This is a genomic window from Vibrio rhodolitus (assembly GCF_003350325.1).
Classification (GTDB): domain Bacteria; phylum Pseudomonadota; class Gammaproteobacteria; order Enterobacterales; family Vibrionaceae; genus Vibrio; species Vibrio rhodolitus.
The window spans coordinates 247,720-271,749 of the sequence record NZ_QLYZ01000005.1; the positions used below are offsets into that span (position 1 = coordinate 247,720).

A 24,030-nucleotide genomic window follows, 5' to 3' on the forward strand; every position below is an offset into this window, starting at 1 on the left:
TATACATACACTAATGTATGGACGTGGTTGGTCTGAACGCATCGTAACTCATAACTGGACAGATATTATTTAGACGCATAGCTCTATTCCGTTTCTGTCAGATTAGAAAAAGTCTGTTGAAACCCTAAGCATTTGTTATACGGCACAGTAACCTTGGCTACAGTCTTCTGGTGAACTTAGTTTAGTCCACCAGAATTCATACCTCGGCTACAATGGTTATTAGCTAGGCTATGTCCTCTCTAAGGAGGTAACCTGTAATGGAGTATTGCTCAACTAGGAAATCCAACACAACCAATACCTGTACCTTTAACTTAGGTGTTTGTCTCACTCTATCATGATTTTTGAATAGATATCTTCTCATATATCTTTCCAAGTAAAATAGTGTATTTCCTGATTTGTCTTGCGACAAGTCGATGTCAAAGGTTTTTATTGCATTACAGATCCAGTAAATACCATCATCTATAAATTCACTTCCAATGCTACAAAGTAGCTTGCTGATACTATAGATGAAAGAAGGCTCTCCACCTATTTTACCGCTCAGGTCATAAAAAAATACTTTATTCTCAACCGAAAAGGTATGCCAAGCCAGTGCATCGTCCTTCCAAGGGATTCTTGCAAATAGAAAGGATTCGATTGTGCGCTCTTTATCATGCCGCCAACCTTGACTACTAAGTGAATCAACGATGTAGCTTTTAAATCGGTTCCATACATACCAAAATGAGTCTGGCATATTCAGCGAGTCTTCAGCGCTAACAAATTCATTTAATAAATCTGCCGTACCTTCGCTCAAGGTGAAATTATCCGTAAAATATTTCAGGTATCTATCTTTTTTGTCATTATCTAGATGAAGGACAAAACGAGCATAGTGTTTCAAAAACTCATGTCTAAATGCATAATCAAGACGCTCTTCTCTATCACGTGAGAGTAATTGTTGTGAAATTACCCTAATAATTTCCTCGACAAAGGGCAAAGATTCTTTAAGTACATTACCTAATGGCAAAAGCTGAAAAGCAGTTATCAATATATCGCTATCTACGCTTTCAATATTGTCGATTGCGGATTCCTTGATGGTTTCATCTTCTATACTCTTTATTACACTCTCTAGTTCTTTAAACAACTCCTGTTCAAAGTCATTTTTATCAATATCATATTTTTTCTGTTCATACGCCTCTTGCCTTAAACGATCCTGAACAACTCTATATTTTTGAGCAACTACCAAATACCCAATGTACAAAGACTTCATGAACTCAGGGTCGTCGTTCCATAAGTGCTGCACAGCTTGAATAGCTACTGAATTTATCCTATCCATTCCCATCATCGATATCGAGTCATGTCTCATTAAAGCTCTAATTAAGATAAGCTTGATAGTAAATCTTTCATCTGGAAAATCTTTTATTAACCTTGGAAGAACAAATAAAGCAGGAACAAGGCCGTCACCAATCTGATGTATGTAATCATCATTGTTAACGATGTTTGCATATTCAAATATGACTTCCTTGCAAAATTCTAGCTCGGTTTTTCCTAATTTTTCTTTGAAGTCCCTCAACAACACAGTGCATACATACGATGGTGTGGCTCGATCGAACAGCAATCCCTCCGTCATACAGCCCTCAGAAAGCTTATTCCATATTTCTTTTGCCTCACTCAAAGCAGTCAATGGCTCATTTTCATAAGACTCATACTTATTGTAACTATCTCTATCGTAGAGCCTGCTATCGGCCCAAGTATTTAAAGCTAAATGTACAAAAGGCTTATTTGCTTCTCGCTGAGACATTTCACTATATTCTTTGAGATCTGGAGCAATTTCAGGATTGAGTTCTATTGCTATACCGTTTTCTACTTTTTTCGCTTCAGGAGCCATTTTCCTTTTGTCCATGCGAGCCAAAAATAAACGCCATGTTTTATGTTGATGATTTTCGTGTTCCTTAGCTGGTAAATTCTTGTAGTGATAGTCCAGAATTTCCCAAATTTCCTGAAGTCGTTTTTCTGATTCCTTTTCACTTACGTCCTCAGTTCTAAAAAATTGATATTGGAGTGCTATGTCTTCTAGTGAATGTTGCCTATGTTTTTTGTCACAGGCACTTATCCTTTCATTCTCATGAAGCTCATTCATTGGATTGATACTAAAGTTTTTCAGCGAGGTAAGTTGAGTCTTATGTGTTTGATCCAGAATCATTCGAGAAGAGTCATAAAAGAAAAACTCTCTCGTTCTAAATAGAGTTTTGGCAACATTAAATGTTTTCTCATGAAACGCACATACTATGCTTGCAACAACAGCCACAAGCGCAGAAGATTCAGCTCTTTCTAGGATATAATTTAGATAATATTCAAGTACTTCAGGTTTAGTACTTTTTCCTCTCTCAAGAAAGAAACGTTCGAGCGACATTAGTATTGATTCAAGTAGATTAGGGGTTACCTGTGTTCCTCGGTACATGCACCAAAGACGACTTGAAATAGGTAAATTGACATTTTTACCATTATCTAGATACAGTATTGCAGTCTCTACTTGACCTTTATCAAGGCTAGATACAGCATATGTTTTTGATGAATAATTTATTAGGTCGGTAATGAAATTTAGTGCTAGTTTTAAATCGGCCTTTAATAAGGCATATATAGGTGTTTGATAAGCACTAGCAGGATAATAGTCTTGGTGACTAGACTCAACACCAAATTCATGCTCTATCTCTAGTCTTGAACCATAAAAACAATCATTCTTTTGTGGTTCATATATCCAAAAACATTTGGCTAGAGATATTACTTTTTCTGGGATTTCAGTAGCAACATTAAAACATTCCATTCTTGTTAAAATGAATTTACTCATTAAGTGATATGGATCGTTATGTCGCTTCCAGTTGTTTAAAGTTACTTCATCAATGATCTTTTTAAGCTCGCTTTTTATTTCACTGACTCCATAAAGAATAGTTAGAATCAAATTTTTGGAAAAACTGTCATCTCCAATATAAATTCTATCTTCGATTGCCGACTTGTAAAATGCTAGAGCAATTAGGCTAGCACATTTTGTTGCATCACCAGAGTTATTGTGACTATTCCAGTCATGGAGAACGGGTAATACAAAATTAATATTATCAACACCTATATTTTCTATATTATTATAGATGAACTTGATAAGCGAATGCCACCCGTTTCCCTTCGGCTTAGTAATTACATACTCCATTGATAAAATATCTGGCGCCCTGACACCAAACTTGTCAAAAAGGCTATTATCTACCTCCTTACATCCTATTCTTATCAGCAAGGATAACCGCTTGAGAAGTTGGAAATCGTCTTCCAATAGTGAATCTTTATTCACTCTAAAAAAGTAATCGGAATAATCGGACAGAAGCATAGAGACTAAAACTTCATCTTTCCACAAATTAGATATTTTGCAAGATGACAAGGTTTCCATAATAAGGTGGCTAACATCTTCATTGGACGCGCTAAGTTTCTCTGATAACCACCGCCTGAAAACTCTTCTTATGGCCAAAGACTCTTGTATTTTTTCAAAAAATATTTCTGAATTTTCTGAAGTTAAAAAATTGCTCTCTACGAATTTATCAAGCGCCCATTCTTCATATATGTCATGAGTAATAAAATACCCACGAGTAGGCTCATAGCTGATTATTCCATCGGAAACTAATGCTTTTTCTACCGCTTCATTTGAGTAGCTAAAGTCTGGAATGACGAAAAATCTTCCTGAATTAGCTCTTTCTTCGGCAAGATGTATAAAAAATTGCTCTCGTTGTGGGGATCGTTTCGCAATGACTCTTGGCCATAAAGACTCTTTGAATTCAAAGTAGCTTGCACCTTTGTTCTCCTGATAATGCCTCAAATATTCTCTGAGATAAAATGGTGTTAATATGAGCACTTTGAACTTTTTATCATCAGGGATGACAAAATCATGTTTTTTGGCAAGTTCAAATAATGTATCTTCGTTCAGATTCTCTAAATGTATCGGCTTAAAACTAATTTTGTACACTTCATATAATTGAAAAACCAAGTCATCTAGGTAGGCATTTCTCGTAGTGAACCACACCCTCCATTTAGCTTTGATTAAGCTAGAAAGGTACTCTTTAATAGGAGCCGTATTTTCTAAAGCAATTAAGTGTTCCGCAGAATCAATAACAACTGTTTTATTGTCAGCCCCTTCATGTGCTTCAATAAAGTCCTTTAAAAAAACACCTGATAGAAATTCATTTAAGTTGCTAACGGAAAACTCTGTCGCTTTATGTACATAAAAGGCATCATTCGCCCCCTTATTACCATAAAGTTCTTTTATGAGAGATGTTTTCCCTGTTCCGCCTTCACCACTTATAATTAACGCGTTAGTGTCTGACTTTTCAATTTCAGATATAATACTAGAGCGATCGATTGAAACATCTTGGTCGCCAAAGGCTATAGAAGTTTCAATATCATCCAAAATTGTACCTGTATGAGACTCAAACGACTCCAAAAGCCCAAACAAATTGTCAGATTGAGTGAAAAAGTACGAAATGAACCGACTACAATCATCGACAACAAACGGCGATTCGAAAAAACTACAGCATCGCCACTCAATTTCTAAGTTATTTTCCTTTGCCTTTGTTTCTGCTTCTATCTTTCCTTGTGGTTCTTTTCCTTTGTTTTGCCCCCATTCTGAGTTTGTGTAAAAAATTATTTTATTTAAATCAGGGTAATCACGTTTTGCTTTTGTAATTGTTTCTAGTATATCATTTTTGTGACTAGATAATGCAGTTGCATAAAATTTAGCTTGCCAGCCAATATTGACTCCATTTGATGAAATTGGATTGGTTTCTATTGCCGACTGGTTTTTATATCGAAAAATACCAGTTTTCACTCGGAATTCATTGCAAAAAAGGAGATAACACATCCATTCAAAAGCGTCTTGTGGATTTGTTGAAAACTTTGCTTTAAATATTTCCCAATCTGTCTTAATCAATTTTACTTCAACCCTTTTTAAGTACTAACTGATATTGAACGATATCATTTTCAATGACTATTGAAGGCTTTGGTAAAACAGTAAAGCCTCACTTTGGTTCAAAATCAGACCTTATCTGCCCAACGCACCATAGTAAACTGGGTACATATTTAATCATTAGCAAAAGTAGGTCAACTAATGTCGTAAGAAGTAAGTCAAGATTGCTGAGCTACGCAACTTTGGGGCACTTCTGAGTTACGAAGTGCCAACTGTTAAGTGCCAACTGTTAAGTGTAAGGATTGCTTACCTGTTGCTAATTCGTTTGGAGGGACCTTCGTGTTTGGAATTGCCGACTGAAATAGCTTTGATACCTGATGCTTTATAGCGCTATCAGGTCAGTTCGTCTCTAGCTTAACTAACGCTTTCGTAACAGTTACAAAGGTCAGGGACACGTTCTATTAAGGTGCAGAACTGCATTAAGGTAGCTGTGTTGCAATGAGACTTGGATAACGATAAGTGAATGTAACCGAGCCAATTGTAGCTCTGCGATTTAAGCAACAAAGTAGGTTACTTATCAGGAGTTCCTTCAAAACGTTCTGGAAACATAGATGCTTCGAAAAAGTCGTTAACATTGACCTTAAGTATTACAGCAAGGTCGCGTAACATTTCATCAGTAACACGTATCATTCCCGATTCTATTTTTGCCAGTTTACTACGAGTTAGGTCTATCCCCTGCAATGATGCAATACGATCAACATCTTGTTGGGATAATTCTTTGGATAACCTAATACTTTTAACTTTTGAACCAGTTATGTTCTTTCGAACCGTGATCTCTCTCATGTTTATGATTGCTCCTATTTGGGTGCAATCAATATCGCAGATACTATCATACCGAATTGCACCCGTATGGGTGCAATAACTAATTAATTATAGTATAGACAACGATTGTTAAAGGTAAGTATGAAAGGTAAAAACCTTGTTGCATTAGGCGTTGTGTTGGCGCTTTCTGGATGTGGTAGCGATGATGGTGGCTCAAACTCGTCAGATAATAATGGTGGGGGTAATGGCGGGGGCGTAACAAATCCTCCATCAACAAGCCTTATTCAACATTGGCCTTTGTCCAAGGTCAGAAGCGAAATAGCTAATGTTGCAACTACAACTGGAACTTCAATGATGCTGTGTGATCGCAACCAAGAGTACATTGAAACAGACCATTTCATGGTTGGCTTTGCCGATGATTCTACTCGTTTTGATAAGAATGAGTTGATTCAGTCTGCTAAAATCACTCAGGCAGGCTTTAATGAGCTTATTGCTCACAGCAAGCTAAATCCGTCAAGTGACCTAAACATCACATCTGGCAGCAAGTGGGTGGCGTGCTACAACGACGCAAAGAAAGGCACTGGTACTGGTTATGCTAACCTATTTGTATTCTCGCCTAGCACTCTAGATGTTAATCATAGTGACTTTGCTGATTCTTATATTCTAGCGAAGCATGAATTATTCCATGTATTCCAATACGAGAAGCTAAATGACAGCGCTCAGTTCTTTGAAATGCCTCGTTGGTTCATGGAAGGCTCTGCCGAGTTCTTTGCTGGTCGCCCACTAAAGAACACTACGCATAAGATGGATGACTTCATTAGTGATACATCATTAACGCCAATGGGCATTGAAACTTGGCAAGATGAAGTTGACCTAATGCAAGATAGTGCGATTCATACTGCATACTTTAATGATATGTATGATATGTATCAGAACAATGTTCTATTTTACGTTAACAGTGGTATGAGCTTTGAACAGATGTTTACCGTAATGGAGAACTCTATTGGCTATAACTTTGTTAACGCTATGGCTAATTTAGAGCGTGAGCTTGATATTAAGACAGCGTATACAGATCTTAAAGACGATTCGACTCTATACCGTAACAATGTTATTGCGCAATTGAATGCTAAAGAGATTTCAGGATCGTATATAGATGACGTTAACCTAGATGTTGACCAAGTGCTATTAATGAGAAAAGGAACTGAAGATGCTGTTGCTAAAGGCTCAATTTCTCGAGATCAATCAAAGTACGCATTTCTTCCTAATGTTCCAGATGGTGAATATGATGGATATGTAGTGGCTCCTGTAAGTGCGGATGTTGATCGCATTTATGGTTCGATTCTAGTAACCGTTAAAGATGGGAAAATTGGTAATCTGGACTTTACTGGCGTTCAAGAATTGATCGACTAGAAACTACGTTGACTAATAAAATAAAGCTGGTGAATGCCAGCTTTATTTTTCAGCAGGGGATATATAAATCTTGGAATGGCGGAAACTGTAATCTGCAAAAATCATTTCTGTTTAATGTAGACCTATTGTAGCTCAACCAAACCACCATGCTTACGGCTTAGCTCTTTGTTAACGAAGCGAAGATGCCCGTTCTCTTGCGATAGGAGTTGAGTTTTATTCTCTGCCACTTGTACGCGATTATTGGTCTCTAATAGCTCAGAACGTAACGAAGATATGATTTCATCTGTTTTAGCTAAATCCATTTGGATGCTGTCAGATCTAGTGTTTGCAACGGTTAGCTGCTGCTTTGTCGTATCGAGCTGGTTTTCCAAGTCTGAATAACGTTCTTCTAACTTGATGCTTTGTAAGTTCCTTTCCTCAAGCTGAGTGCCTAGAATTGCGTTGGCAGTTGAGAGGGAAAGAACTTGTTCTTCAAGATCCTGAATAGTGATTTCAGATAACCTAACATCCTCGCACAGTTTTACGTTGTCGCGCTTCAACTGCATCAATTCGGATGAAATATTAGCCTGAGCTTGTTCAAGCTCAGAATATCGATGTTCCAATTCTTCACATTGAAGTTCAAGCTCTTCATTATTCGCTACCTGAGCGCGAACGCGCTCTTCTGTTTTAATAACTTGCTCTTCAGCTAATCTTTTCTCCTCAAGAGCGCTTTCTTTCTCGCTGAGCGCACTTTGAAGTCTTGTTTTAGTGAGCTGTTCATAATGACATGCGGTAATGTCATTTAACCTTACAAGAAGCGCGTATATCGACTCTGAAAGCTCAGCTTCCGTGATCTTGTATGCATCCTGAATTTCCAATGGTAGCTGTGCATGTTCAGTTTCGCTGCGTGCTGGCAGAACCTCGGTTGTAATTGATGGTTTGATATATTCTGGAAGCTGACCACTTTCAGTTAGACGTTTTATATCCGAGTCAAACGAAGTGGTTTTACCACGCCCTAGGATCTCACGTATGCGCCAGCCCCGAGGTTCGATCCCCTTGTTTAGTAGCTCGTTAGCTACATTAATTAACTCTTCTTCTGAATATGATTTCGGCCTAGCCATCTTGTTCACCTTTACTTTCGTTTTAGAAGCACCTAATTGGTTTGTTAGTTAGTTCAGAACAAACTAACTTTGGTGCCTTTATGAGCAAAGTACGATGGTGAAAAAGATTCGTCAAATATGTATGCCATTAATATTTTTAATAAAATTAATGACTTAATAGTTGTTTTATCTATAACAGGTAAAAGAAGATTTTAGATTTACGTTTATTTATCAAACCTATGGATAAGCGATGTTTTGGGTAAAAACTTAGTAAGGTATCACTGTAAACATATTTTCCTGATTTCTAGAAATTGAGATCATGATCTCACATTTTCAATGGCTCTGTTCTGCCAAAAGTATTAGTTAAGAGCCGAGTTAGAAAATGTGAACACCTACACTCACCATTTACTAGTGGACAGTTATACTAGTTAAATTGGATATAAGTGTTTACCTATCATGAAGCAAAGTGAAGCAATCCTGCGCCTGAACGAATGGGATCTGGAAGGGCGCTACATCTTTCAACATCGAGATCTCAAGAAAATATTCCACGAAGATACTGAAAGGAATTTGAATGAGACGTTGAAGCGGTTAGTGAAAAACCAGATCCTAGAGCGAGTTGCTCGCGGTATTTACTTGTACACGTTATCCAAAGATAGATTTAGTGCGAACACATTAGAGATTATCGCTAAAACGTTAAGACGAGGTGAATACAGTTATGTCAGCCTAGAATCGGCATTGTCAGAATACGGTGTTATTTCACAAATCCCTGTAGATCGCTTGACTGTTATGACAACAGGCCGAAAAGGTGAATACAAAACTCGATACGGTGTGATTGAGTTTACTCATACGAAAAAATCGGTTCCCGACATTGTCGATAGTATTCGACGTGTGAGTAGGCCACTTCGTGTCGCAACCGAAGAGACTGCTATTCGTGATTTGAAACGTGTTGGACGTAACGTTCACCTAATCATCGATTAAGCGTTTTTCGAGTTTCCTGCCTTAAGGCAGGTATGCTTTGTATGGTGCAGCTATATTGCTAGTTAACGATTTGTGATTTTTAGAAGAGGTCGATCTGGTGATAGTGTCACCTGGACTTAGAACGATGATGGAAGCTTTTCGCTTGCTAAAAAGAAAATGAGTCATCGTAATCGCTACGCTTATGGATAGACAAAGACGTAACACAGATTCCCCCTTTTTCTACTCAGAATTTTACTTATTTACACTATATAATTATGTTTGATAAAAGCTTTGTTGCATATATTATGAGTCTTTAATTTTAAGATAACTAACTGGTTTAGAGGTTAATAATGGCACTGGCACAATATAAAACACAATTACTAGATGAATTCGAGCAACGCACAGATAACTGGAGTTTTGGTCAATTTGAATGCCGACTTGGAGAGCTTAGAAAAGGTGCTAGTTACCACGATGCGAAAGGGATCATCATAGATGCAGCAAAACTCGGAAAATGGCCGAATACAGTAAAGCGTTACTTATGTACAAACTATGCTGCTTTTGGGAATGTTAGCTCTGAGCTAAATAGTACTTTTTCTCCTATTTATACTGCTATGTCTGAGAGCGAAAAAAAGGCTTGGGGATTTAAAACAAATAATTCTTAATACATTTAGTAAGGTGAGAGCAATCTGTTTATGAGTGATTCGCAATGCGTGGCATTCTCGCTATGCATTGCGTTTAGTTTAAGGTGGCTTGCCGCGGCATCTGTATTGCGTCGCTCACACCCTAACAAGGCGTAGAGCAACTTATCACCACCATCTGGTATAATCGCCCAAGACAGGATATGTAAAAGGAATTGAAGTGTCAGATGAGATCTCAAAATGGGCTGGTATAACAGCTTCTTTAATAGCAATTTGTGGCGTTGTCTATATGGCAGGCATTACCTACAGTGAGTTTCAGTCCTTATCTGATGAAGTGTCAGAACTAAAAAAGCAGAATGTGGCTTATGAAAAAGCACTAACTAAACATTTTGGCGAAAACTGGCTTTCTAGAGTCGATCACATTGAGGGTACATCATCTCTAAAAAGTGACTTTGAATACAAAACCACAGAATTAACAACTGCTGTAGAGAGTAACCTCAAACAAGTAAGTGAAGTTAATCAGTGGATATCATCGTTTAGATATTGGGCACAACAGCAAGATGTATTGGTCAGGAAAGAAACTCTTGATAGGTTTCGAGCTACTGCCGTTTATTCTAGTTCTTCTTCGCTTGAAACATTCAACATTAAGATTAACAAGCAACATGAAAAAGGTCACTTGTACAAAGTTGGTGATTCGGTATTAATTGAGAATCCTAAGCCGCCTGGAGAGTCAGTAAAAGTTTCGGTCATTGGGTTTACGAATGATACAGAGAACCCCGAAGTACTAGTTCAAATGAATACTTCACTCTTGAGTGAATTAGGTTTATCTAAGTGGGACGGTCGCTATGAACTCTTCATTACCAACGATCTTCAAGTATTGCGTTGGCAATCGCTAGAAAATATTCATATCGAATCTCAGTTGCGTAAAAAAGTGTTCAAGAGTGATTCTTAACGCTTGGTGGCTTCAGTACATAATTAGAGTTCATTGATTTAGGTACACTAATTAAGCTGTGTAATAACGTTGTTCACCGTAACGTGGCGTGATGAGCCCACTATACAATAATTATTCTTATGAGGGTTAAATGGAAGGTCAATCAAAAGGCACAGTGTATGCTCATGCTTATTTTTCAGCCTCAGTAGAAAGAACTCTATCTGCGGGTAATTTTGGTGATCAATTTGCTGGGTTAACTACCGTAGCGTTGACTGCTTTCATGGTTGAAAGTTACTTAAATTATCTCTGTGAAAATATCTACCTTATTGAAGGGCGTGTATCTAAGTATTTAGATGACTACAGCCAAGAAGATATTGTTGAAAGACTGCAAGCGATGAAAACTACGGATAAAGAGTTGTCTTTTAATGCCAGGCTTGCTGAAGTCTTAGGCTATACGGCACAAGCACAAATAATGATGAAATCATTAAGGAAATCCGTGCATAAAAAGCAGAGAGATTCATTCGACCAAGACCTACTCGATTGTAAGGAGTTTAATGTAATCGAGAGTAAGTACAAATTTTCAGCGAAAGACAAGCTTAAATCTGTTCTCAAAGCATGTGGTACTCCACAAGCTGAATATGACAAGTTACTTCAGGTGAATGATAAGCTTTTTGATGCACGAAATGCTCTTGCACATGGTAGAACTGAATATGTAGACACTAATTTTAAGTCAAATGATGAACTATCGGTATCTGAAGCAGTACCGACGGTTACTGCTGGTTGGCAAGAACAGTGTACTTTAGAAAAAGCTAAGGCTATGTATAAGTCGTCAAAAGAACTCATCGCTTATCTAAACGAGGCATTTTTGGCAGAATTCCAACCACTCAATCGGCTAAGCTCTCAAATTTCAGCCGTGAGCTATCAAACAATTTAAGAGTGATTCAGCAAGCTTGGCAGTTTTGGTTTGGGTTAAGTTCAGTGTTTACGGTGGTCAAATTGAGTATCGTGGTCGCGTGCTTCACACCTTAATTTGGCGTTATAAATAAGGAGTAAAATTTGAATTTAGCAATTGTTATTGGTGTCGAAAAATATAGATCACCTTTATTTGATGATCTAAGTGCATGTAAAAATGATGCAAGGGTCATGCGAGATGTACTTTCTAATGTAAAAGATGTTAATGATATTTTGTATATTAATGAAAACGAAAGTGCGTATGATGTAAAAAATGCAATCGCAGATTTTGTAGATAATTACTCTAGTTCTGATGTATCAGAGTTGACTTTCTATTTCAGTGGGCATGGCGAGCGTTATAATGATGACTTCTTCTACCTTTTGTCTGATTTTGACCGTTCAAAAAAAGAATCAACGGGTTTAAGAAATACAGAACTTGATGGTCTCATCAAAAAACTTTCGCCAAAATTATGTGTAAAAATTGTGGATGCTTGCTTCAGTGGCACTCAATACATTAAAAGTGAGTCTAATACAGAAGTAGAGTTTAAAAAGTCGGCAAGTAAGAATGAGCTAAAAGATCTATATTTTTGGTTCTCGTCTCGCGAAAATGAAAGCTCTTTAGCTGGAAAAGAATTTAGTCATTTTACAGAAAGTATTCTGCTATCTTTAACTGAGCGAACTGGTGAAGTTCGATATAGAGATATGATGGCATTTGTAGCGGATGACTTTGCATCTAAGGATGCACCAGCACCTATTTTTATTAGTCAAGCAGATAACACTGAAAAGTTTGGGTTAGTAACACAAACTGTACAAGATTTGATTTATGGTGAGTTTGGATTTGATAGTGATGAAACTGAAACCGATGATGTTGTACAAACACAAAAAGATCCCCAAAATTTATCAAGATTAATATTGGAAAAAGCTAGTAATAGTTGCTTCAGTGAAGATTCAATTCAGACTTTCTTAAGTGGAATTTTTGATGATTTCTCTCAATGGGAACAAGATGTCATCAAGTTATATTCTGTTGATATATCAGAATTGAGTGTGGCTTGGAACGTCCCAAATGCTAAGCGAATAGGTTCATGGATTAAGGACAATAATAATGTCGGCTATTTTGTACGTCCAGATTATGATAGTGTTAGTTATGAAGAGCAAGAGTATAAAGCTTTGCCTAAAAATCCCAGTCGTTCTGGCTTAGGTATTGCTAGTCTTGCAGCAAGTATGGCTGCTTTCGGTGATTATGACGATACAGAGTACAAGTTGGAGACGGTCACTAAGTACAGAAATGTGATATCTGGATTTGAGTACACTCACAATGCAGATAAACAAATGCTTAGAATAAAATTTGAACCAAATAATGATTTATCTCCACCTGTTTCTCTATTTTTGGTCTCTATATATTCAAACAAAAAGTGTGTAGTACATTATTCATATGAACGCCTAGATAAGACAGACTGGAGTTCTCATACACTCCCGAAATGTCTAGATTGGCATACATTAGAAGTAAATATAAACAACCCCGATATTGTTGGGTTAACAAGTAAGCATATAAAAGACGAGTTTTGTGAATGGCTAGAAAAGTATCTCCACACACTTTTGTAAATTATTTATAACACATATGAGCCTTCTGCCTGTCAATAGGCAATAACATCTTTTTGGCTACGTGAGTAGCCAATGCTCTTCGAACAACAAAGCTATCTACTTCGCTTTGTCATTTCGGTCATTAAGTATTGCTTACGATAAACACATATTGAAGATCTCTTATCGCGGTCTCGCCGCTGCTAACCCTTATCGGCAACTTGATGAAACCATGTATTCCTAAAGCCTGCATCAGAGATCTACGTCGTTTTTGTGAAGGTTTAGGCACTGTTTTTCGATAGTTTGCTGTAGTATTTGAACATCGCGCATCGTTAGGTATTCTTATTAAGTCCATTTATTTGGCGAAATTCATTAGATCGAAATGAGTGATGTGCGCCTACTCATGGTTTTATATTGAAATTATTAGGTGATTCGTAAGAAGGCGACGTTATGTGAAAAGGAGTATCTTTGAAAAATTTGATACATTATTTTAAGGCTCAATTTGTACCAATGTATGGTCTTATCTTACTTAGACATCAAGCGATCACGCAAATGATGGGTAACAACTTGCCGACTTGGTCAACCACGATGGGAATCTATTTCTCATTGTTATCAATGTCTCTATATATTTACTCGCTTATCGTACGGTTTCACCTAATTGAAGGTGAGCCTACCTTATTTTCAATGGGGCTATTTCAAACTATTTATGTGTTTGTTTTGGCTGCGATGTTTCAGCTAAGTTTCCATATTTTAGGTTCAACAAGAAGTTACTTAGCTAACCTAAAGTTGACGTTTCTGTTTGTTGGCATGCTTTACCTGCTTAATAGTTTTATTGGACTTCCATTTCAAATTTACCTTGAACAAGGTGGCAATCGATTCATTACATTTATAGCGTCGATGTTAATAGTAGTTTGGATGCTAAGGTGTTGGTACGTGATTGCAGAGTTTAATGGTCTTATTAAGAAAAAGGCAAAGGCACTTTCGCTAATAGCTATATCTCTACTACATCTTGTCGCTAGTGTTCTCTTCACTGTGATAGTTCCTTACTTTGTAAATATCACATAGCAAGTATTTTAGGTTTCAAGATGCCTTTTCTCATCAAGAGGAAACTTGTTAGTGCAAAAGTCCCAGTACGTTTCTGCACAAAATCAATTCAAAGCCATTAAACTGACGACGTGCCAGGCTTTATGGCTGGAACGTTCTGTTAAGGTTCTAATCTATTAGAATTCTCTGCATTCTATCTTGTAGCTTCTCAGCCGTCTTGTCTTTGATTGCTTGTAGGTTATGTATCCTCGCATCAGCGGGGCTGCCTTTCTCTCGCAATACACTCTTCAACTTCCACACGCTTTTGCCGCGCTCCAGTTCTACAAATATTGATTGAGGTATCTCTTTTACAACCATGAACAACAAGAAGTCCTATATAGAACGGATTCGGGCTTGTTGGCAGTTCTTCTGCCAACTTTGGCACATCAACTGCCAGTCTTGGCACGTTGAGTGCCAGTTTTGACATTTCGTCTGCCAATAGGTGGATCTAGGTTAACTGCTACCATAGCTTTCAGTTTTACAAACAGGATCAGCTTGGATTTTGGGTGATTTAGTTCTTTTTGTATAAACACTTCATTTATATGTGTAAATATCGATAAATAACATTTAGTTATTAAATTTCAACTATATAATAATAAAATATTATTGATGTGAATCCATTTGATTTATTATGTGCTTTTTTGCAAGTGGCTGATTTCTGTGAATTTTTCAGATTTACAGTTTTTCCCGTGTTGGTTAGAGTGCGCTCAAGTCAACTCCCTACTGAGGATAAAATCGTGTTAAATCAGAAACTAAAATCAAAACAGCGTTACATTACTTTCTCTGACTTTGTCGAAGTCTTCAAACGAAGTGTTCGAAACGCCCACCAGAAGTCTACGAAAAATGCGGACGATTCGAAGCTAAATCAGTTGAACCAGGTCTTCGGTGAGTACGATATCGCAGATATACAGCATGTAGATATCCTAGAGTGGATGTATGATGTGGAAGAAAAAAAACGTTATAAAAACAAAACATTGAATGAGTATTTTCGCCTGCTAAGAGCTGTTTTCAATGTTGCTTTACACAATAAAAACATAACCGAGTCACCAATGGCAGGAATTAAAAATAGGAGCTTAGATGAGTATGACTCTGCATTCCCATTTACCTTAAAAGAGCTAAGAACTTTTGAAAAAACGTTGACGGCTATCGATAGTGGTAAAGCCCTTTGCCTTGTTATGGCATATAGCGGTCTGCGAACATGTGAAGCTATCGCCTTAAGAACTTCAGATGTAGATCTGAAAAATAAGACCCTTACAGTTCAAAACTCTATGGTAATGGGTGAACTGAAATGTACAAAAACCGTACATTCACAACGCAAGATCCCAATCAATAGTAGTTTACATACTATTTTAAGAGAGCAACTCAAACGTGCAGCTAACCATAGCGAAGTGAAATTAAATCGCGTAGGCCGCGATGGTAAAACTCGCACTCAAGAGAAATGTATTTTTCTGTTTACTGATCAAAATGGAAATCATTTTAGAGATGTAAAAGATGTCACTCAAAAATTCTGGAAGAAGTTCATTAAAGACGCGGATCAATTGCATCTGAAAACATACTGTGAGTCGATCGAAGCAAGGGGTATTTCACAGATGCGTCACACATTCGCTAGTCACGCGTTGACAGCGGGAGTGAACAAGGATTGGTTGGCGAAAGTCATGGGGCATGCTGATACAGAAATGATTGATAAAGTTTATGCGAAGTGGATAGTCGAAGATGCAGAAGACCAAACCAACATACTAGATCTGCATTTTAAGAAGAAAGCCGCTAACACGAACGGTAAAGATCTATTTGATGAGGTGGCATAATGGCTGGTAGTAGAAATCAGAAACCTACATCGTATCAATACCTGTTTATAAAGCATGGTGGTTTTGAATTTGCGTTGAGGGCTATTTGTGCTAGGAGGAGCTATGCAGCCTATACGCTTATTCTTTAGTATCGCTAACTTTACTTATAGTTCAATAGACAGAAAAGCCCTTAAAAACTCACTTGCTCACTCTTTGCGTATACCCCTTTTGCAGGTGAAGACTTTGGAATGGCGTGATGAACTTGCTGGTTGTAACCTGATTACTCGCTATGAGAAAACGGAAAAGCTGTCTCAGCTCAACGATGAAGAAAAGGAGGAGATTTTATATAATCTCCTACCAGAACCAAGGGTCGCTAACCGTGAGGTTAAATTAAAGAAACGGGCGCAATCTAAACGCAGACTAAAAAATGCAATTGCATCAGAGCTGAACCTTGGTAATCACGATGCTGCTAACTTAATGAAACGTTGGCATGAAGTGCGTGATGATCAAGCGATTCCGCCAAGCTGGTGGCGCAAGCTTCGTGATAACCCACCAGCTATGGCGAGAGTTAAGCAGCGTATGTCAATGCTCACTGAGTATTTTGATCTGCACAACGAGTTATGTTCGGCCGAGCCTCGAAGCAACCAAGGTTATCTGCAAGAGGTCGTTTTCAAAATTCCACATAGGTGGAAAGTTGATACTAGTATTGTTCCACTGGAACAATACTCCGAAATGGTAACGGCATTCTATAGGGAATATTTTCCCGATTATGATGTCATCCTAGTCTTAAGTCATCATGACGAAAGGTTACTTAATACGGATACTGGTGCTCATTGTCATGTGTATGTCTCTACGCTAAATGAACAAACCAGGAAACGTGATTTACTAAAACAGCAGCGTATCGAAACAGCGAAATTTCAACGTTCGTTCGGCCCAGTGCATAGGACTGAGTTACTGCCTTTTGATGGAAAATTGCAAGGCTGGCAGGTATCTAACTCGCAATTTGAATTTGATAGGATGTTTTACTCGTTTGTGAATGCTCGCTATCTGAATAGCCTCGGCATATCGGCAGAATTTTGCCCTGAAGCTGAGCGACGTTCACAGCAGCGTAGAGCCATGAATATTCAATCGACGCTACCCAAGGCACAACGCAGCTTTAACCTTGAGAGTATGGTTAAAGAAGAAGTCGCAAACGAACGAAAGGCGTTAGCTAAGATTCAGCAATTACTGTCTTCGACAGAGAATCAATTAGCGAAGAAGCAAGATGCGTTACTCATGGTGCAAATGAAACATGCTGAAGAGTTGGTTCGATTTGATATTGAGACAAAACAGAGAAACGACAAGCTATCTTTCTTGGATACTGAAATCAACACCAAAACTGAGGAGCTTGCGCAGGTTAAAGCTGCTCTGGGACTCATGAGGAGCCAGTTGGCAGAGGTCACTGCCAAAGTTAAAACAACGATAGTGGCGTTGGTTGAAGCTAGTTTTATGCGGCTAGTGATGAAAGCAAACAAGAGACCTGTATTGGTTGAAAAGTTCACCAGTATGTTTATCGACAACCTTAATGAAAACCTACCAGGTTTTTTGCAGCCACTAGCACTTTCTGCTCAATCTCTAATGACCAGCGAGAAAGCGGAGAAAGTCTTTCGAGCTTCTATCTCAGAGAACGAACTTTCCTAACAAAAACCTGTCTTTTTTAACCATACCTAAAAGAGACAGGTCACTCCTCACAAATCTCCATTTAAAAAACAGTTTAAAATAGACACTACATTATGGACAGTTTAAAGTAGACAAATAGCCATTTCAGGAACGTGTAAAATGATAAGAGCTTACTTAAGAGCCTCGACGGATGAGCAAGACTCCTCTCGCGCAAAACAAGAGTTACGAGAATTCGTAAAATCCCATAATCTACAGATTGCGTCTTTCTACCAGGAGAATATCTCTGGTACAGCAGCCGATCGTCCTGAGCTAGATCGGCTCATTGAAGACTCTGAAGATGGTGATGTTCTATTGATTGAAAAAATGGATCGATTGACACGCTTGCCATTTCAAGTCTGGGAAACACTGAAAGCACGAATCAAAGCTAAAGGGATATCAATCGTTGTTGTCGATCAACCTATGACCCACCAGTCTCTATCTGATGTAGATGTGTCAGTATCGGCAATTCAGCAGGCGTTAACCAACTTCATGTTGGATCTGGGCGCAGCTATGGCTCGTGATGACTACGAAACGCGCCAAAAACGTGCTCAGCAAGGTATAGCAAAAGCAAAGAGAGAAGGGCGCTATAAAGGACGACCTGTTAACGCAGAGACCGCACAAAAGTGCCGAACTGTTCATTTGCTAGTTTCTGACGGTGAAACCGTCAGTGCTGCATGTAAAGCACAGGGTGTAGGTAGAGCAACGTATTACAAGTACCTATCCGCCCAAGGCTGACGGCTCAAATATACTCTTTAACGTATAAACAGAAAATATACGCCATAGAGTATATGAGGATTTGAATTACTGGGTAAAAGGAAGATAGAAGATGTATGTGAGTGATCCATTAGCGTTGGCAAACTGGATGCGAGAAGCAAGGCAAAACAGTGGATTGACACAAAAGCAGGCTTCAGAGTTAAGTGGGCTAAGGCAAGCAACGATATCTAAAATCGAAAATGACCCAGCATCTTGCTCGATCGAAACCTTGCTGCGCATAGCTAGAGTCTATCAATTAGAGCTTCACCTGTTGCCGAAACTAGCTAAGGGTGAGAGCTATAAGCACGAAATTTCTAAGCTGGATTGGTGAATAAGTGGTACCAATATCAGTAAAAATTTGCTATTTGACTTAGTGACAATAGCCAAGAGTAAGTAATCTATAACAATCTTACTAATAAATCACTTAATGCAGTTCAAAGTTAGGAGCCGTAAGTAAAGTTATATAAATTTGGAAACATCACCTCGCTACCAAGTTTTTTGGATAAATCACCATAACCATAATACCGCATTAGCTTTATATAACTTACAAAAAGTATCTCAAGCACAAACTTATCTAACAGTTTATTCTCAATATCAAGAAACTCTTTAAACGTCCGCTCATCTAATTCTATGTAACCATTTTCATTACGACAAAATTCGTATGCCGAAAGACTAATTACATTAGACATTTTTATAATATCACTTCCTAATACATCTTCGTCGTGTTCATTATTCATGAAACAACGAATCTCATTATAGAATTCATCACGAGACATAGGTACTTTACCATTGTTATGGTAATTAAATCTAATAAACTCATGAAGCCTAACTTCTAATTCTAATCTCGAGAAGAGATATGACTCATGAGAAGAAGGATTATTCGACAATAATAATCTCTCAAGATTAGTTCTATTTTCATATATAACTTCAGCCAAATCGCTCTTTGAATACTGAACCAAATGCATATGCTCGTGAGAAATTGTTCTTTCTTCACGCTTGCTGCCTTTATTATTTATAAAGATTAGATTCCCCTTAACAGGAGATACATGGCCAAGCACATGTTTTTCAACAAAAATGCCCTTTATCAACTGTTTAATGATTGCAGTGAACACTTTGATAACTGAGAAAAGAAAGTGAGCAAATAAAATCGGACTTGCTAACAGAATCATAAGTGACGCGAAGGTTATGAATATTAACCAAACAAATTTATTATTGTTACGAATATAGTTCGATTTTATTACTGCTTCACCTATTGAATCCCGAACTGAACTAATTGAAAGCTCCAACTCCTTTAATGGTTTAAGGTATTCCCTACCTAATAAGGTAACGTGCCAATAATTTATAATGATTATCGGCAGATTTGCAATTATAGCTTTAAACTTTCCTATAGCAGTATAGCAAATGTCAAAATTAAAATCAGTGAAATCAGTTTTCCCCATTCCAGGGAAAGGAAATATAACAAAATCTTTCTTAAATTGATTTATACTTTTTCTTTTCATGTTTATACTCACAATTAATAGTAATTAGTAATATTGGTTATCACTGTTTTATATTACTACTGAAAAATCCTTTATATCTACTATCATAGCAATCAAAAATAACCAAATTTTTCCTTGCTCTAGTTATACCTGTATATACCATTTCTTCGTGATCATCATTTAACAAAATGCAAAATACTGTGTCTGACTCCAACCCCTTGAAACTATGGGTAGTAGACATTTTTATAACGCCAGAGTTCTGCATGAAAAAGCATTTCTTCCTTCGTCTGATTTTTTCTATTCTATTGACACGTTCCTTTCCTGTAATATGTTCTATCTGCCTTAAATCATCTTCATCCTCAAACATAATTTTAGTTTTTTCAACACTACGTATTTTCTTTTCGATGGAAATAAGAGGTTCAACCTTAGAACATATTATTGCTATGTCATTTGGATTTATACTTTTCTCTTTTACATAAGAGTTGATCAAGTCAATAACATTCTCTGTATTAATACTCGAGCCATAAGATTCATATGCTAGTAAGTCAAAGTTCATACTTCCTTGGATATAATTCGATTCAAATACATCACTATCACTATATTTACTTACCAGAAACTCTTCCTGGAAGCTTTTGAAGAGCTGAATTAAAGGCGTATCAATTTCTGATCGATACGATTTACTCAACTTAACCCAACGTCCGAAGCCTTGTACTAACGCTGACTCTCTTTTATTATCATCACGCTCATAAATATTTTGAGATTGATCACCAAATAAAATCATTTCACCATTAGGTTCAAGGAAACAATCTCGAATAATCTTTATCCAATCTGGTTCATAATCTTGTACCTCATCAATAAATATTGTTTTATATTTTTCAGTTATAGGCAGAGACTCAAATAAGTTTCGATCCTTATACAGTTTTTCAAGCTTCTCTTTATCTGTGCCTTGGTATTTTTCTAACAACGGAGCTACATCTAAACCATACTCATTTAGTTTATTATTGATAAAACCATGGTAATGCATGATTTCAAACTGATTACCTGCTCCTTTGCATTGAATCTGCGAAATCTTATCGCGAATGTAGTGCCTCAAAGTAATGTTGTATGTGAGAATTAAAACTTCACTATCATGCCGTTCAAAGGCACTTATCGCTCGTTTTGCGAGAATTGAAGTTTTTCCACAACCAGCCACCCCTTTTACCTTACGTTTTTCAGATACGCTATTAATTAAAGATTCTTGCTTTCTATCAAATACTATAGGTAAACCTTGGTCTAAAATGTGAGTAGGAGGAGATAGCCTACGGATGAAGTCAAGATATATGTCATTCGTAAAAAGATTGTTCTTCCTCATTCCCTTTATTTTAGATACAAGATCATTAATATTATCTTTACCATAAGAGATGTAAGCGTCGCGAGAAATTTGTTTTATCTTATTACTTAAATACTTTTGTTTTTTATCATACTCAAAATGTTCTATCTCTCTGTTCTTTATAGAAGAATTTAATAAATTCAACTCCATTCTTACTTCATTTTCTGGAGTTTGGTATAGCTCCTTAATCTCTAACTTGCTTGCGCAGTTAAAATATACATACGTACCAATTACATTATAAAAGTTTCTATTTACTAGCTCTTTTAAACCTAAAATAGGGAGGTGCAATTCAAACATATTCTGTTTGTATCTGAAAACTTGTGTTTGAGGTGAGCGAATGACGCGATCTTTGATTAACCACTTGTTGTCCTTTGTTACTACATAGTTATTAACTGACCAATCTTTAACCTCTATAATAATAGCCCCGTAATCTCTTTTTACGATAACTATGTCAGGTCTGTCTCCATCAAGAAATGCGTTAAAAAACACCTCATATGATTCATCAAGACTTTCATCTATTTTTTTCAGGAGATACAGTTCACCTTCAGTTGGTTTAACAGTTAGCCTTTCAATATTGCTCCAGGAAGGATAGATCTTAGCCATACAGATTTCCGCATTAATGCTTGGTTAGATGGGACATGCATTAGATTAGTGCTATCGAAATAGAATATGAAATTCTAATTGTAGAAATTAACTCGATTTAAATTTTTGAGCCTCATCTTTTGATGAGGCTCTACTCGTTAACTTTTATTAACTATTTGACACCGTGATTTTCAATACCTTTTCCAACACTTCGGATTAGATCATTTGTAGCATCAATTTTTTCGTCAGTTTTATCACTATGAGTTTCAATTGCCTTCGTCTCAGCAATTACACGCTTTTTTTGTTGCTCAATGATGAATAACTCTAACTCTTTAGCTTTTAAGTCTTGCTCTAGAGCTTTCGCAGCTTGTTCCTTTTGCTTCTCATCCTGTTCTTGTTTTAACTGTTCTTGAACTTTTAATTTCGCAGCGTATTCACGAGTCTGAGCAACCTCAGTAAAAGTCTGTCCGTTATCTAGATAAATGTGACCACTATTAAGCACCTGACCATTTAAAAATAGAGTCATTTCACTACCAAAGCAGATATCTGCTTGTGCTACACCACCACTAACGTGTTTATAGCTGTAAACTAGGCAGTCTTTACCAATACTTTGCTCATCGATGAGGAAAACAAATACTTGATCTCCAAATGGCACAGTAATAGAGCGCTTTGAGCCAGAGACTAGTGCACGCTCAGTGAAACCATCTGCCCACTCCAAAGTCGCATTAGAACGCATCTTTTCAGGCTGCCCAACATTCGCACAGCCAGAAATAACAAGTAAGGCAGTCGCTAATATGATTTTCTTAAACATTAATTCAATCAGCCTTACTTAGTTACTACGTATTGCAGACTGTAACTTGTCGCTTGCTCAATCACGATATTGTAACCACCAATAGGGAAGGACTTCGTCGTCATAGGTACTTTAAACTCAACTGTATTTGGTGGTAATTGAGTCGATTGAGCATCTTGCTTACGGTATGTAGTCGCTGATACGTTCCCCCAAGCATCAGCACTCATGTAAGTACGATCCGAGCCATAGCGAGACATCGTTGTCTCATTACTTTCAACGACAACATCTGTGAATCGAAAAACCACTTCATTATTGTCAGACATACCCATGAATCTTAAATCAGAGTAACCCGTATTAACTTTGCCGCCATAAATATCAGCACCTCCGAAAGCGTTAGGGAGATCTTTAGTCTTCTGTAAGCGAAATACGCTACCACCGATAGAGGTCTGTAGACTTACGTTTTGGTTTACGCTGATGTTTTCATAGTGCTGAATATTCGCACATCCCGTTAGAGAAAGAGAAAGGATTAGACCAAGTGTTGCTAGTAATTTAGCTTTCATATGCACCAAATAGTTTAGTTGTAAAAAATCGATGCAGTTTATGTATTGACTGGCCCAAGCATGTGATATAGATCAATATTGAGGCGGAATTACATAAGAGTTAATTTTTGTAATCGCTAAATTACAAAAATTACATTAATGATTTGTTGGATAATTCAGGTGATTGTTGTGTTTTGGGTATTTTAGAACTTAGCAGCGCATAAATGACCAATAAAATAATTGCAATTTACGCTCTACTCTGTAAGATCTAGTGTGATTCATTGACGTATATCTGATTTTTCTATTTTCAACGGAAAAACCTCCATTGAGTCAAAGACTTTGATTTTTATAGGTCTCAGTGTAGATAGTTTTCAAATCCCTATCTCTCCGCCACATTCAAAAAAGCCCGCTAACATCTAGCGGGCTTTTTGCTATCTGATGTCCCGTCCTGAAATGTGTTTACACATTGAGGACGAATTATGACCACTTCAAATAAACTCTACATTAAGCGCACTCAGCGTGATTACACACTAGGCTTTAAATTGCAGGTCGTTGATGCCGTAGAAAAAGGAGAAATGACCTACAAGCAAGCACAAGCCATTTATGGTATCCAAGGTCGCTCAACTGTTTTAACTTGGCTGAGAAAGCACGGAAAAATGGATTGGACGCAAAACCC

At 37.4% G+C, this 24,030-nt stretch carries 19 protein-coding genes; 12 read left to right on the forward strand and 7 right to left on the reverse strand.

Annotated features, from left to right (window positions below; genetic code table 11):
- Positions 1-223 precede the first annotated feature (223 nt).
- Positions 224-4,936 carry an AVAST type 4 anti-phage nuclease Avs4 gene (gene avs4, locus DPF93_RS07780; RefSeq protein ID WP_114765642.1) on the reverse strand — a complete coding sequence of 1,571 codons (4,713 nt, stop codon included), beginning with the start codon at positions 4,934-4,936 and terminating at the stop codon, positions 224-226.
- A gap of 546 nt (positions 4,937-5,482) precedes the next feature.
- On the reverse strand, positions 5,483-5,755 hold the full coding sequence (locus tag DPF93_RS07785) for a helix-turn-helix transcriptional regulator (RefSeq protein ID WP_114765643.1): 273 nt from the start codon (positions 5,753-5,755) through the stop codon (positions 5,483-5,485).
- 120 nt (positions 5,756-5,875) lie between these two features.
- Here DPF93_RS07785 and DPF93_RS07790 point away from each other — a divergent pair, with 120 nt between their 5' ends.
- A complete protein-coding gene (locus DPF93_RS07790; protein WP_114765644.1) occupies positions 5,876-7,144 on the forward strand; it encodes a hypothetical protein in 1,269 nt (422 codons plus the stop codon).
- 122 nt (positions 7,145-7,266) lie between these two features.
- Here DPF93_RS07790 and DPF93_RS07795 read toward each other — a convergent pair whose 3' ends face one another.
- Entirely contained in the window at positions 7,267-8,244 is a 978-nt protein-coding gene (locus tag DPF93_RS07795) for a hypothetical protein (protein WP_114765645.1), read from the reverse strand.
- 435 nt (positions 8,245-8,679) lie between these two features.
- On the opposite strand from DPF93_RS07795, the gene abiEi reads away from it, so the two are divergent.
- The 10 genes from abiEi (at position 8,680) to DPF93_RS07850 (ending at position 18,927) form a co-directional block, all read left to right on the forward strand.
- The gene (gene abiEi, locus DPF93_RS07800; protein WP_114765646.1) at positions 8,680-9,201 is read left to right on the forward strand and encodes a type IV toxin-antitoxin system AbiEi family antitoxin; all 522 of its coding nucleotides are present in this window, start codon (positions 8,680-8,682) and stop codon (positions 9,199-9,201) included.
- 329 nt (positions 9,202-9,530) lie between these two features.
- A complete protein-coding gene (locus tag DPF93_RS07805; RefSeq protein ID WP_208638776.1) occupies positions 9,531-9,842 on the forward strand; it encodes a hypothetical protein in 312 nt (103 codons plus the stop codon).
- Between the two features lie 196 nt (positions 9,843-10,038).
- Positions 10,039-10,770, forward strand: coding sequence for a hypothetical protein (locus DPF93_RS07810; protein ID WP_114765648.1), 732 nt, complete (start codon positions 10,039-10,041; stop codon positions 10,768-10,770).
- Positions 10,771-10,900: 130 nt separating this feature from the next.
- Positions 10,901-11,683 carry a hypothetical protein gene (locus DPF93_RS07815; RefSeq protein WP_114765649.1) on the forward strand — a complete coding sequence of 261 codons (783 nt, stop codon included), beginning with the start codon at positions 10,901-10,903 and terminating at the stop codon, positions 11,681-11,683.
- A gap of 122 nt (positions 11,684-11,805) precedes the next feature.
- Positions 11,806-13,302, forward strand: coding sequence for a caspase family protein (locus DPF93_RS07820; RefSeq protein WP_114765650.1), 1,497 nt, complete (start codon positions 11,806-11,808; stop codon positions 13,300-13,302).
- 444 nt (positions 13,303-13,746) lie between these two features.
- Positions 13,747-14,343, forward strand: coding sequence for a hypothetical protein (locus tag DPF93_RS07825; protein ID WP_114765651.1), 597 nt, complete (start codon positions 13,747-13,749; stop codon positions 14,341-14,343).
- A gap of 755 nt (positions 14,344-15,098) precedes the next feature.
- Entirely contained in the window at positions 15,099-16,166 is a 1,068-nt protein-coding gene (locus tag DPF93_RS07835) for a tyrosine-type recombinase/integrase (protein ID WP_114765653.1), read from the forward strand.
- A 102-nt stretch (positions 16,167-16,268) separates the two neighbouring features.
- Complete coding sequence (locus DPF93_RS07840; RefSeq protein ID WP_114765654.1) at positions 16,269-17,825, forward strand: hypothetical protein; 1,557 nt, start codon at positions 16,269-16,271, stop codon at positions 17,823-17,825.
- Between the two features lie 138 nt (positions 17,826-17,963).
- A complete protein-coding gene (locus DPF93_RS07845; protein ID WP_114765655.1) occupies positions 17,964-18,578 on the forward strand; it encodes a recombinase family protein in 615 nt (204 codons plus the stop codon).
- Between the two features lie 91 nt (positions 18,579-18,669).
- The gene (locus DPF93_RS07850; protein ID WP_114765656.1) at positions 18,670-18,927 is read left to right on the forward strand and encodes a helix-turn-helix domain-containing protein; all 258 of its coding nucleotides are present in this window, start codon (positions 18,670-18,672) and stop codon (positions 18,925-18,927) included.
- Between the two features lie 109 nt (positions 18,928-19,036).
- Here DPF93_RS07850 and DPF93_RS07855 read toward each other — a convergent pair whose 3' ends face one another.
- The 4 genes from DPF93_RS07855 to DPF93_RS07870 form a co-directional block, all read right to left on the reverse strand.
- Positions 19,037-20,095, reverse strand: a complete 1,059-nt coding sequence (locus tag DPF93_RS07855) for a hypothetical protein (protein WP_114765657.1) — start codon at positions 20,093-20,095, stop codon at positions 19,037-19,039.
- A 40-nt stretch (positions 20,096-20,135) separates the two neighbouring features.
- Positions 20,136-22,046, reverse strand: a complete 1,911-nt coding sequence (locus tag DPF93_RS07860) for a nuclease-related domain-containing DEAD/DEAH box helicase (protein ID WP_114765658.1) — start codon at positions 22,044-22,046, stop codon at positions 20,136-20,138.
- A 151-nt stretch (positions 22,047-22,197) separates the two neighbouring features.
- The gene (locus DPF93_RS07865; protein ID WP_114765659.1) at positions 22,198-22,836 is read right to left on the reverse strand and encodes a hypothetical protein; all 639 of its coding nucleotides are present in this window, start codon (positions 22,834-22,836) and stop codon (positions 22,198-22,200) included.
- A gap of 14 nt (positions 22,837-22,850) precedes the next feature.
- Complete coding sequence (locus tag DPF93_RS07870) at positions 22,851-23,375, reverse strand: hypothetical protein (protein WP_006742005.1); 525 nt, start codon at positions 23,373-23,375, stop codon at positions 22,851-22,853.
- Positions 23,376-23,833: 458 nt separating this feature from the next.
- Here DPF93_RS07870 and DPF93_RS07875 point away from each other — a divergent pair.
- On the forward strand, positions 23,834-24,030 hold a 197-nt coding region (locus tag DPF93_RS07875), incomplete at its 3' end, for a helix-turn-helix domain-containing protein (RefSeq protein ID WP_164675337.1).

What these genes read in the sequence shown, in the direction of transcription:
- DPF93_RS07860 (WP_114765658.1), bottom strand. Translation starts at nt 22,046, where the DNA reads ATGGCTAAGATCTATCCTTCCTGGAGCAATATTGAAAGGCTAACTGTT.
- DPF93_RS07870 (WP_006742005.1), bottom strand. Translation starts at nt 23,375, where the DNA reads ATGAAAGCTAAATTACTAGCAACACTTGGTCTAATCCTTTCTCTTTCT.
- DPF93_RS07790 (WP_114765644.1), top strand. Translation starts at nt 5,876, where the DNA reads ATGAAAGGTAAAAACCTTGTTGCATTAGGCGTTGTGTTGGCGCTTTCT.
- DPF93_RS07815 (WP_114765649.1), top strand. Translation starts at nt 10,901, where the DNA reads ATGGAAGGTCAATCAAAAGGCACAGTGTATGCTCATGCTTATTTTTCA.
- DPF93_RS07795 (WP_114765645.1), bottom strand. Translation starts at nt 8,244, where the DNA reads ATGGCTAGGCCGAAATCATATTCAGAAGAAGAGTTAATTAATGTAGCT.
- DPF93_RS07845 (WP_114765655.1), top strand. Translation starts at nt 17,964, where the DNA reads ATGATAAGAGCTTACTTAAGAGCCTCGACGGATGAGCAAGACTCCTCT.
- DPF93_RS07805 (WP_208638776.1), top strand. Translation starts at nt 9,531, where the DNA reads ATGGCACTGGCACAATATAAAACACAATTACTAGATGAATTCGAGCAA.
- DPF93_RS07865 (WP_114765659.1), bottom strand. Translation starts at nt 22,836, where the DNA reads ATGTTTAAGAAAATCATATTAGCGACTGCCTTACTTGTTATTTCTGGC.
- DPF93_RS07855 (WP_114765657.1), bottom strand. Translation starts at nt 20,095, where the DNA reads ATGAAAAGAAAAAGTATAAATCAATTTAAGAAAGATTTTGTTATATTT.
- DPF93_RS07840 (WP_114765654.1), top strand. Translation starts at nt 16,269, where the DNA reads ATGCAGCCTATACGCTTATTCTTTAGTATCGCTAACTTTACTTATAGT.
- abiEi (WP_114765646.1), top strand. Translation starts at nt 8,680, where the DNA reads ATGAAGCAAAGTGAAGCAATCCTGCGCCTGAACGAATGGGATCTGGAA.
- DPF93_RS07850 (WP_114765656.1), top strand. Translation starts at nt 18,670, where the DNA reads ATGTATGTGAGTGATCCATTAGCGTTGGCAAACTGGATGCGAGAAGCA.
- DPF93_RS07785 (WP_114765643.1), bottom strand. Translation starts at nt 5,755, where the DNA reads ATGAGAGAGATCACGGTTCGAAAGAACATAACTGGTTCAAAAGTTAAA.